This is a genomic window from Cupriavidus sp. UYPR2.512, from assembly GCF_000379565.1.
Taxonomy (GTDB): Bacteria; Pseudomonadota; Gammaproteobacteria; order Burkholderiales; family Burkholderiaceae; genus Cupriavidus.
In genome coordinates this window covers 1-11,102 of record NZ_KB902862.1, presented here as the reverse complement: position 1 = coordinate 11,102, position 11,102 = coordinate 1, and the positions used below count along the sequence as shown (strand labels likewise).

At 62.5% G+C, this 11,102-nt stretch carries 10 protein-coding genes and 1 pseudogene; all 11 read left to right on the top strand.

The window, feature by feature from the left end; genetic code table 11:
* The 11 genes and pseudogenes from A3A5_RS45570 to A3A5_RS0105765 all read left to right on the top strand — a co-directional run bounded on the left by A3A5_RS45570 (position 1) and on the right by A3A5_RS0105765 (position 10,715).
* A complete protein-coding gene (locus tag A3A5_RS45570; protein ID WP_369797755.1) occupies positions 1 to 174 on the top strand; it encodes a hypothetical protein in 174 nt (57 codons plus the stop codon).
* Between the two features lie 37 nt (positions 175 to 211).
* Positions 212 to 496 carry a hypothetical protein gene (locus A3A5_RS37715; RefSeq protein WP_018309665.1) on the top strand — a complete coding sequence of 95 codons (285 nt, stop codon included), beginning with the start codon at positions 212 to 214 and terminating at the stop codon, positions 494 to 496.
* A complete protein-coding gene (locus A3A5_RS0105795) occupies positions 477 to 713 on the top strand; it encodes a hypothetical protein (protein WP_018309664.1) in 237 nt (78 codons plus the stop codon). The genes A3A5_RS37715 and A3A5_RS0105795 overlap by 20 nt, the downstream gene beginning before the upstream one ends.
* 127 nt (positions 714 to 840) lie before the next feature.
* Positions 841 to 982: pseudogene (locus A3A5_RS43015) on the top strand (IS5/IS1182 family transposase); the annotation flags it as partial.
* A gap of 76 nt (positions 983 to 1,058) precedes the next feature.
* Entirely contained in the window at positions 1,059 to 1,427 is a 369-nt protein-coding gene (locus A3A5_RS0105790) for a calcium-binding protein (RefSeq protein WP_026200494.1), read from the top strand.
* Between the two features lie 216 nt (positions 1,428 to 1,643).
* A complete protein-coding gene (locus A3A5_RS37710) occupies positions 1,644 to 2,975 on the top strand; it encodes a hypothetical protein (RefSeq protein ID WP_232431277.1) in 1,332 nt (443 codons plus the stop codon).
* 11 nt (positions 2,976 to 2,986) lie between these two features.
* Positions 2,987 to 3,421 carry a hypothetical protein gene (locus tag A3A5_RS44435; RefSeq protein ID WP_232431276.1) on the top strand — a complete coding sequence of 145 codons (435 nt, stop codon included), beginning with the start codon at positions 2,987 to 2,989 and terminating at the stop codon, positions 3,419 to 3,421.
* A 363-nt stretch (positions 3,422 to 3,784) separates the two neighbouring features.
* Positions 3,785 to 5,215: a Wadjet anti-phage system protein JetA family protein gene (locus tag A3A5_RS0105780; RefSeq protein WP_018309662.1), complete on the top strand. Its 1,431-nt coding sequence runs from the start codon at positions 3,785 to 3,787 to the stop codon at positions 5,213 to 5,215.
* A complete protein-coding gene (locus tag A3A5_RS0105775) occupies positions 5,208 to 5,894 on the top strand; it encodes a DUF4194 domain-containing protein (RefSeq protein ID WP_018309661.1) in 687 nt (228 codons plus the stop codon). Before A3A5_RS0105780 ends, A3A5_RS0105775 begins: the two co-directional genes overlap by 8 nt.
* On the top strand, positions 5,884 to 9,555 hold the full coding sequence (locus A3A5_RS0105770; RefSeq protein WP_018309660.1) for an ATP-binding protein: 3,672 nt from the start codon (positions 5,884 to 5,886) through the stop codon (positions 9,553 to 9,555). Before A3A5_RS0105775 ends, A3A5_RS0105770 begins: the two co-directional genes overlap by 11 nt.
* A complete protein-coding gene (locus tag A3A5_RS0105765; RefSeq protein WP_018309659.1) occupies positions 9,552 to 10,715 on the top strand; it encodes a Wadjet anti-phage system protein JetD domain-containing protein in 1,164 nt (387 codons plus the stop codon). The genes A3A5_RS0105770 and A3A5_RS0105765 overlap by 4 nt, the downstream gene beginning before the upstream one ends.
* Positions 10,716 to 11,102 lie beyond the last annotated feature (387 nt).

Sequence of the window (11,102 nt, the reverse complement as noted above, 5' to 3'; positions counted from 1 at the left end):
CTGATCGAAAAAGCCTGCACAAAAACCGGACTGAAAGTTACTGCTGACATTCTTGACGGAGTCTATGAAGCCGGACGGACAGTCACTCGTTGCGTCCGTGCTTCACTGAACATCGAGTACGACTCAACCTTGCCTGCGTGGAACTACAGCATCCGCTCACGGAACGCCGCATAGCGGGAAGTTATTTCGAGCACGTTCCTTAGTCAAATTCATGCGTGCCGAGGCCGACACGATGTTCGATCCGCGGCACTGGCCGCTGCCGGATGCGCGCATGATCTGGCAGTTCTGCGATGTGCTGGCCAGAGCACTGGTCATCCACGCGGGCGCGCTGCCGACTGTGCCTCAGTATCTCTATATGCCGCAATCGGGACAGCTGGATCTGCTTTACAATAGGCTTGGCAGGCGGTTTGCGTCTGGACTCTATGGTCTGCGTTTCCGCTGCGTGACCCAACCGACCCGGGACACAGGAGGTTTCTATGGCTTTGAACGCGCGTAATCCGCTGCCGGCCCGTCTGGCCAAAGGCAGCAAGGCGAGCAAACAACTGCGCCCCGAGGTCGTCGCGAGGCAGAAGCGAGGCGTGCAGGTCCTGCTGGCGCACGCGGACACGGCCGCGCAAAAGGGGCAGTCCCATCCGCCGGTGCGCAGCGCCTACACCGGCACGCTGCGCGTGCGCGCCGTGGTCGCAGGCAAGCTGCCCGTGACGGTCAAGTAGCGCAGTGCAACGCCCAGCACGTGCCTCCCGACCGGGAGGCCTCACATTGCTGAAAAAGCCTCCCCATCGCGGGAGGCTTTGTTCATAATGGCGCGACGCTAAGACGCCTGCCCCTTACCAGCATGAGCTGGAGCTGGTGACACTGGCATCGTTGGTGCGAGCCGATCACCTGCTGCGCAAGATTGATGCGAGTTCGTTGGACGAAGGTCGCGCGCCTGTACTGGGCCGACAATGTTCGCCCGGCGCTTGATCCGGTGACGGTGTTCAAACCGGCCGAAAGGTGTCCTTAAAAATTTAGCGGGCATGCACCTCGCCAATAAGCCCGCCGATTTGACCACCACGCTCATGGCAAAGCCCCGAATTGACAACAAGCGCGAACAGCGCATCTCGATGGAGATCGTTGTCGACGCATACACCGAAGAAGAATGCGCGATGGCGTGGTACTGCCATCTCGAAGAAAGCCTGAGCTTTCCATTCGAAGCGCGGGTACGTCAAACCATGGCCGCTTCTCCGCTTCGTACCAGCGAACAAGTTTGCGTCACCGGACTCGCTCATGACCAGCTGTGCCGCTTTGCCATCTTTGTGCGAGCGCAGTACCGCCAGCGTGAGATCGTCGTCCCCCTTGCCCAACTTGTGCCGCTTCGCGCCAATCAGAGCACTCGGCTTGCTGTCTCCGATTGGCACTACTGGTGCGACCAAGGCTATAGCTTTTGAGCATTTTAAGCCCATGCGCAGCCGGCCACATCCTCCAACTGAGTCCTCCAGTAGGGGCTTTCATGTCTCACTGCTGCGGGGAAAGGTGGAAACGAATGCGAGGAACTATCCCCTGCAGAAGCCCGATTCCTGATTGTACGGACTATCATCACGTTTGCTGATTTCTGGCCCCTGCTACTAGGCCGGAAGTGTTCTGAAGAATTGCCCAGATTGCCTATGCCCATAATTTCTCTCACTGAAGCGCTGAACAATCTCACGGTAGACAATCTGAAATCGCTGATGCGCTGGCTTCCGGAAGCCTCACGCATCGGAAAGAAGAGTGGGCTGGTTGAAGAGATCCTGCGCAACCTTGCCGGCGACAGGCTGCAAGCGCTGTGGGAAGGGCTGGACGAGACTCAACGTCTGGCGGTAGCAGAGGCCACCTATGCGGGGGATGGCTGCTTTAATGCCACGCGGTTTCGAGCCAAGTATGGGCGTTTGCCGAATTTTTCGGTCCGGGACGATCGGCGCCGACACGAGCACCATGGGCCGCCCACGGCGTTGTGCCTGTTTTTGTACTATCAGAATGGATGGCGCTACGTGCCTGCCGATCTGAACGAGCGGCTCATGGCATTCGTGCCGGCGCCAGAGCCTGTCCGGCTGGACACGGTCGATACGCTTCCCGGCATGTACGGTGAAAGCCCATTGTCGGTGCGGCTGTGTGAGCGCGATGCCCTGGCGGATCTACCGCTGCTACTGCGTCTGGTGGATCAGGGAAAGCTTAAGGTCAGCGAGAAGACAGCGCTGCCGGGCACGGCGACGTTGCAATTGTTGTGCGGGCAACTGTCCGGTAGCGACTACTACGCCGAGCACGTGCCGGGACCCACCGATCAGGAGATAGGGCCGATCAAGGCATTTTCTTGGCCGATGCTGCTTCAGGCAGCGGGGCTTGTGCAACGTAACGGGAGCAAGCTGGTGCTAAGCAAGGCCGGACTGACAGCCCTGACGACGCCAACGGCTGACGTGCTTGGCAAAATCTGGCGGAAATGGCTGAGAGCGACGTCGCTGGATGAATTTAGCCGAATAGATGTCATCAAGGGGCAAAAAGCCAAGGGCGGTGCGATGGGTGCAGTGGCGCCGCGCCGCGCGGCGATCGCCGAGATGCTGCAGCGTTGTCCGGCCGGGGAGTGGATCAGCATCGACGCGTTTTCCCGTCTCATGGTGGCAACTGGGCATACTTTCGACGTGGCCCGCGACCCTTGGAGTCTTTACATTTGTGAGGCGGATTACGGCAGCCTGGGGCACAGCGGCTACCATGACTGGGACATTCTTCAGTTGCGGTATATGCTCTGCTTCCTGTTCGAGTATGCGGCGCCACTTGGCATCCTTGATATCGCATACACCGAACCGGCGGGGGCTCGGCCTAATTTTCACGATATGTGGGGAACGGACGAACTCCAATTCCTCAGTCGCTACGATGGCCTGGCCTATTTTCGCGTGACCTCGTTGGGCGCCTATTGCCTTGGCGCCAGCGGCCACTACACGCCGGCGCGGTCCAGTCTAGCGTAAGGCTATCCATCATGCCCGGCATGCAGGTCAAGGTCATCGCGGGCCGTCTGTCGGCAGAAGAGTCTCTGGTTCTGGACATGTGGGCAACCGAAGAGGCGGACAGACTCTGGCGGCTCGACCTTCAGAAGGCCATCGTAGCGGTCGAGAGGGGGCATGACATCGCCGAACTTCGCGAATTCCTGCAGGCCTGGGACGACCAGCCGGTGCCAGACACGGTGGAATCCTTCATCAAGCGGGCTGGCAAGCAGGGCAAGGCGCTGAAAGTCGCGGGGACCACGCTGCTGATTGATTGCAATGACGCGCAAATGGCAGCCATGCTGGCCACGCGCAAGGAGACCGCCCATCTGTGTCTGCGCGCCGGTGATAAGCATGTGGTAGTGCGGCTCGAGGACGAAGATAAGTTCCGGACACATGTTCGCGCGTTGGGCTATGGGATGACGGCCTGAGGTTTGCGCCGGTCGGTGGTGCCATGCCAGGGGCGAGCGCTATGCGACGCGAAGATAGATGGGTGACAGCCCGGCCACAGACGCAGGCCGTGGTGCTGGCGGGTGGCTCGATGCCGCCGAGCGGGTCCCGGTGAGGTTCCGTCCCCCAATCGTATTTGGGCCAAGTCCAACTGCCGTACCCATTCCGGCTCGTAAGGCACCTACCGGGTCGCCAGGGCGCGGCCCCGCACAGGGTGCGCCGGCGCCAGGCGATCCCTGAAGCAGTCGCGCGGCGGGGCAGGGCAGGGTGGTATCGTACGATTTTGTTCGCTGCGTCGATGGTACGCAGGTGCAATGCCAGAGTGAAGGGGGACATCAGCCGCCATGGTGGATTCGGGGTATCCGCAGTTCTTTCGTCCGTTGACACTGAAGAGGCGAAGGCTGATCGCTGCCTGCATCCGCGCATTCTATGCGCGGCTGTATGGTTCCCATGCCGACTACCGCTCCATCCTTGGGCGCGAGGACTTGCGTGACCTCTTTGTCCAGACCATGCAGTCCGCCACGCTGCCGGCCGATCCTGCCGGTGAAGATGGCGAAGACGGATTCGCTGCCAGTGACCTGGCCGACGACCAGAAGTTGGCAAGTGCCATCGTGCGCCTCCTTGTCGCGGACGGCTGGCTCGAAACCGCCGAGGATCGCGTCCGGCTGGTTACCGCCTATCGCTTCACCCGCGCCGGCAAGATCTTCGCTCAGGCGCTGACGCTGGCCGACCGCCCACGCGAACGGACCCGTCAGCGCAACATGCGCTCCTGCAAGAATGCACTGAGTGCCTTCATCGAGCGCCGCGACGTGGAGGACCTGCTCGACGCCTACGAGTATGCCGATCGGGTCATTGCCGACCTCTCTGAAGATATCGAGCTCTTCTACGACCTGGCCCGCAAGATACTGCTCGATGCGCATGTACAGGGCAATTGGGATGGGTTCATCGAATTCGTAGAGCGACGTTTTCGTGATGAGTTCTCGCCCCGCCTGGTCTATGACAATGCCGAGCGCCACCGGCTGGACATCGGGGCGCTGATCGAACGTCTGAACGAGTTGACCGCGGTCGAGATGCAGGCCATTGACGATGAGCTGGCCAACCACGCGGCATGGGCCGCGCAGGCCGCGCCGGACGGGGCTATCTTGAGATGGATGCTTGATCGGATCGACGAGATGGTGACCGCGGCCTGCCGAACGAAGCAGCCGGAATTGTTCCGGGCTATGGAAAGCTATGTCCGCCGCCATGTGGTCTTGTTGTCGCAGAGTCTGTTCATGGGGGCATCGGGCAGCGGGGCGGCATTGTCCACCCTGATCCGCCGCCTGGGGGAGATGCCGGAGCGGGATCAGCGCGCGTGGCTGGAGCGGCAGGGAGCGGCGCTCGCACCGGTCAGCGTGGCGCTGTATGATCCTGCCGCGGTGCAGCCGAGAAAGGCCGCCGAGCGTAACCGGGCACAGGCCGTGAGCATTGTTCCGGAGATCACGCGGGAAGAGCGTTTGCGTCAATTCTTACGGCAAGCGGAGGAGCGAGCCTTCTCCCTGTCGCATCACGATGTCGTGGATTACCTGCTCGGTTCCATGCGTGGCACGGGTGCGCTGCGCCTGTCCGAGTTGCCGGTCGACGATGCCATCCAGGCGTTATCGTTGTTGCGGGCAGTCGAGGCAGCACGAGACCATGAGGGACTGGACGTGGAGCGGCTAGATGCCGAGCCGCTGGACAATGCCATCATGTCGGGCACCGACTATGCAATCAGGAGGCGCCACATCGGCCATGGATGAAATTACGATTGGGCAACTGGTGGAAGCGGAACTGAAGGCGGGGGGCGTCAGACCGGAGGCGTTCCGGCAGATTCTCGGCCGCCTGTTCGGGCTGTCCATCCTGCACCGGGAGGACAGCGCCATCGAGCGTCAGCTCTACGACGACGCCGTGCGTATCGAGGGCCTGCTCAATGCGTACTTCGACGTGGGCGGGTTCCGGCTGCTGCACGAGCGGCATCAGAGTTATTTTCGGCTTTACCCGCCGGGGGCGCGCGTGCCGGGACTTCCCGCCGAGGACGATGCTATCGCGGTGGACGCCGTGCGGGCGAAGCTCTCCGCCGATTTCGTGGCATGCTGCCTGGTGCTGCGCTTGCTGTACAACGAAAGCCTGCGCCAAGGCTCGATCAACGAGCGCAACGAAGCGCTTGTCACCGTGGAATACCTGAATGCCACGCTGACTGCGCAGGCGCGCCGCTCACTGCCGGCCAAGACTGCGCGGGAGAAGCTCTTCGCCGACCTGAAGCGTGCCCGCCTGATCGATTACCGGGCGGATTCCGAGGTGGAAGATGCTGACGCTCTGGTCGCCATTCGTGGGACGATCCTGCAGTTCGTGGCGGATTCCGCCATTGATGCCCTGCTGGCCGAAACACGAACGCCCGTGTCGGCCGTCACGTCGCCAGAGCCTGACGATGAAGCTTGAGAAGCTCATCCTGGTCAACTGGGGCTTCGTGGTGTCCCGGGAATACCCCTTTGGCCACACCACCTTGCTGTCGGGTTCGACCGGAGTGGGGAAGTCCTCTTTCCAGGACGCGATCCAGCTGGTTATGACCGGCGGCAAGCAGCACATCAACGTGTTCAACTCGGCGCAGGACGAGAGCGGCGCCTCGCGCGCCGGCGGCAAGGTGAGGCGGACGCTCGCGTCCTACGCGGTAGGCATGCGCGACAACCTCTGCGTCCGGCCGTATGGGTCGCACACCTATGTCGTCGCCGTCTTCGCACCCGATGCCGGGGAGTCCGCCGAGCCATTCAGCGCCGTGGTGGCCGTGGAAGCCGCCGTGTCCGGTACACGCGAGCAAGGCCGCAGCGTCGATGTGGCGCGCAAGCTTTACTTTGTGCTGCCGGGCAGCCGCGTGATGGAGGCGGATTTCATCGAATCGCGCAAGGGCAATTCGATTACGGCGGTAAAGGTCGAGGATATCTACCATCGGCTGCGCCAGCGCTATCCGCGCGTCCTGCCGTTCGAGAACAGCATCGAAGACTATCTGTGCAAGCTCTATGCCGAGTTTCGCGGCGGCGGCAAGACGCTGGTCGGGCCGCGCGAGGCGGAAGGGGCGGCGCGGGCTTTCGTCCAGTCCATTGCCCGCAAGACCGTCGGCTCGGTGGACGAGCTGATCCGGGAGCAGGTGCTGGCCGAGCCTGATTTCTCCGATCAGATCGGGCATATCGCGTCGCTCATGCAGAACGTTCAACGTCTGCGCAAGATCGCCACCGAATTACTGGCGTGCCGGGAGCGGCTGGCAGTGCTGAAGGCACACGCGGATGCGTTCCTTACCGCGTTCGAAGAGGCCATGGAGGCCGAACTGGGCGAAGCGCTGCGCCGACAGCAGGATGTCGAGGAGGAGATCCAAAGACTGGAGGCCTGCCGGCGCCTCGCCTTGGCCGATGTCGAAAAGCAGCAGGCGCTTGCCGACCGACACGCGCAGGCGCTAAAGCGCGCCACGGAATTGCACGGCACTGCCAAGGGGCGGCTCAATGGCAATCCGGTGGCGCAGGATCGTGAGCGGCTCAGCCGCGAGATAGCCGCGGCCACCGATGGTCGATCCCGTATCGCGCTGGACGTCCTGGCCGCCCTGACGGGCTTGCGCGGGGTACTGGACGAACTGGCTGCCCTGGCCAAACTGCCTGCAGGGCCGGCGTCTGCCTACGCACCCCATGTGGAGCGGCTGGTCGTCGATGCCGCGGCAATCGATGCCGCCGACGGCCAGGCCGCCGCGCGTGAACTCGCGGCGATGCTGACAGGCGCGCAGATCGACCCGGCGAGCCTGCGGCGCGACCGGTTCGCCAGACTGGATGCCGCCCTGGCTCCCATTGCGCAGCGGCTGCACGGCGCCGACGGGCTGTATGGGGCAGTGGTCCAGCAGCAAGCGCGGGAGTCGGATCGCGCTGCCGCCCTGCAAGGGGAAATCGATGACCTGAAGCGGCGCCGGCAAGGGCTGGAAGATGGCCACTTTGACTTGCCGGCGCATGTGGAGGCCGCAGTCCGCTATCTCGAAGCCAAGATGCCGGGCGCCCATCCCAGGGTGCTTTGCAACCTTGTCCAGCCGCGGGAGGGGTCGCGCTGGCAGAACGCCATCGAAGGGCTCTTGGGCGGTAACCGCTTCGTGATCCTGGTGGCCGCGCAGTACGAGGCGAGCGCCATCCGGGCGCTGCGACACGAGCTGCCGGCGGCTAGGCAAGGGCGGGAGGCTTCCGTGGTGCAGGGGGAACTGGCCAAACGGCGGGCGGAAAACCAGGCGCTGTCGCCCGATGCCGTGTTGCAGGAGTTGGTGATCGCCGATGAGACCGCGCGGGCCTATCTGGTTGCGAGCTACGGCCGTTATGTCAAGGTAGCGGATGCGCAGGCACTGCGAGGCGCGCAACAGGCACTGACCGTGGACGGCATGGCCAGCGGCGGATTCAAGATGTTTTCGTCATGGGTGGAGGACGGCGAACTTGCCTTCGGTGCAGAGGCGCGGCGCAAGCGCGTGGTGAGGCTTGCCCGGCAGATCGACGAAAAGACGCGGGAAAGGGACGCACATCGCGCAAGCGGCGCAGAGTTGGCCGCATGGGGCGCGCGTCTGCTCGGCCTGAAGCTTGTGCCTGTCGCGCCAATGCTGGACGAGCTGGGTGAAACGCAGCGCGGGCTGAGTAGTCTCGCGGCGCAGCTCGCCAGTCTGGATGACTCCGATCTCATTGTCCTGGAGCGCCGCGTGGCGCGTGCGGAGCAGCTATTGGACGGCCACCACCGCCTCTCCAATGCCGCGTCACGCTTAGCGGGCGAAGCGGCGGGGCAGGCGCGTGGCTTCGAAGGGAACATCGCTGACGCCGAAGCTAAGCTTGTCGAGTGCCGGGACGACGTGAGACAGGTAAACGCCCGCGTGGCTGAGCTGATCCGGCTCAATCCGCACTTCGATCCGGTCCGGCTTGACCAGCGCGCCCGGCAAGCGGCCACGGAGCAGACTTCAGCGTCCTTCGATGGACGGCGGCGCCAGCAAGCCGGTCTCTACCGTCAGGAGCGCGAGGCATTCGAGCGGAAACTGGAGGCACATAATCTCTTGTCTTCCTCGTTCGATGAGCGGGTCGACTTTCAGCCTTGTCACTCAACGCAGGGGGAGTATGAGTGGCAAGCCTATGGCGGCATACCCGCTGCCCGGCGGCAAATCTCGGCCATGTTAGAACGGCTCGACCAAGTGCGCATCCTCAACAACACCAGCGAGCTGGGGGGCGCCGAGAAGAGTTTCAACAATACCTTCAGTACGCATTTCGCGCTGGCCGTACGCACCGCGGTGGAGCAGGGCATCGATCCGCTCAAGCGGCTCAATGAGAAGCTCAAGCGCCTGGCATTCGGCGAAGACCGTTTCGAGATCGAATACGGGCAGATGGTCAAGGAGTACAAAAAGTACTTCGACCTGTTCCAGGAACTGAACCGGCTGGCCGAGACACAAACGCCGGTGGACTTGTTCTCGGCCGCCGAAGGCGTGCTGTCCGCCGACAGCGTCGTGGCGCTGGATGACATCAAGCTGCTATTGCTCGACACCAACCGCGACCACGCGTTGCGGCGACTGAAGGACATAGCGGACTACCGCAACTATCGCCAATATGACATCCGCAAGTACTCGGAGGACGGACGCGAGGCGTCCTTGGCAAGAATGGCGACGTTCTCGGGAGGCGAGCTAATGACGCCGGCCTATCTGGTACGGGCCGCGGTGCTGGCCCAGGCATTTCGCCAGTTCGAGAAGACGCCGAGCCTGAAGCTCATGATGATTGACGAGGCCTTCGACAAGATGGATGAGGGCCGCACCGCTGCCGTGATGCGCTATCTCAATGAGAACCTTGGCCTGCAACTGGTGGTTGCCATGCCATCCCGCGCGTCCGGCCCTCTGCTCGAGTTGTTCAGTTTCGAGCATCGTTTTTCCCTGATGAAGGTGGAGGGTCTGGCAGGCGAACTCGATAAGATTACCGAGGTGGACAGCTCTTTGTTGAAGGCCGACCGGCTACATGCCCTCTGGACTGAACGCCGGGAGGCGGTGCGGCGTGAAGCGGCAGGGCAGTTCGACTTGCAAGAGGCACGCAAGCAGTTGGTCTCGGACATGGGGACATGAGCGGCGATTGCATTCCGGGGCACCGGCCGACCGCCCTCACCGCGTTGCTGAATGCGCTGGTGGACCGTATCGAGGCAAAGCCGTTTGTCGAGAGGCGCCGCGATATCAGCTTCCATTTGAGTGCCGGGACGTGGCCGGAGTTTTTCTCGATCGCCCTCCATGGCGAACGTATGTTCGTGTGGGGCGCACTGGAAGCGCTGCAGACGCAGCCCGGATTCGCGCTGGTGCTGGACCAGCGCCGCGGCCAGCGGGATCTTGATATCTGGGAGCGCTCACCGAAGCTCGTCATTGCCGCGCAAGCGGAAGCGTTCCTTCGCGACGAGACGGGACGCCAGCCCAGTGCCGTGGTCGCCTGGATGGCTCAGTGGCGGCAGGCTGTGCCCGCGCGCTTCAGCAACGCGGCGCTGTGCGAGCGGCTGCTGTCCCGCCCGATCCTCATCCTGCAGCGTTCACCGGAGCAGGTGCTGGAGCGTCTCGCGGGCATCCCGGCCCTTGCCAGCGAGAACCTCATGCTCCATGAGGTAGCAGGCCGGCAGTTCTGGGGCTTGTCTAAAGTTCTCAACGGCCAGCAGGAGGCCATTGCTCTGTTGCTTGACACGGAAGCCTGCCCCTTTCCAGACAAGCCAGTGCAACTGCTGGTAGCTGTGCGTACAGCCGATCCTGCCGCCCCGATCCTGTTTGTGGAAAACGCCGCAACGTTCGAAGCGATGGCGGCAGGCAGGCTGAGCGCCGCCGAAGGCTTTGTCCTGATATATGCATCAGGCTACAAGGCGAGCGCGAGGCGCCTGCGCCAGCCGGTTGGCAGTTCAGTTTATTTTGCGCCGGGCGTGTTTGAGCGGAATGCGGCGTTGGAGCTTAGCATTCTTGCATGGCTGCATGGGACCAACGTCACGCGCCCCGTTTATTTCTGGGGCGACCTGGACTTTTCCGGGATGGATATTCTCAAGGAGTTGCGCGTGGTATTTCCAGGCGCGCAAGCGTGGAAGGCTGGCTACGAAGCGCTGCTTGCACGCCTTCTCGCCGAAGAGTCCCACGCGCCGGATGAAGCGAGGAAGTCGGGCCAGACCGATCCGGGCCTTACCGGCTGCCCTTATGCGGATGAAGTGCTGCTGCCAGCACTACGTATGCTAGGCCGATTTGTCGACCAGGAAAGTCTGTAGCGTTTTGGCGCGGTCTCCTCCATCGCCGGAGAAGACGATCGCCGCCTTTCGGCATAGGCAGCCCCCGATTTGGCGCGGTCTCTGTGTGAAGGGGTCCCTTTGATTTCCGTGCAATTTACCGGGGTAGCCAGTCCTACAACTGGTTGTATATGAACGCGCCCCGATTGCGCCAGTGTTTCGTGTGTTCCGACATCGACAGGATGGGTTGCAGCTGTATATCCGTACATGGACTCCCGCTTATGAGCAAGGGTGGTTTGCATTCTGAAGGTCACGACTGCGTCCGTACATTCGGCTTCTCATGTGTCCTGTGGACACGAGCCATCATGGAAATTTGCGCGCTTGCCCCTCATCGGCCTTCTGGCTTCGGAATGCAGCCGTCGGATATAT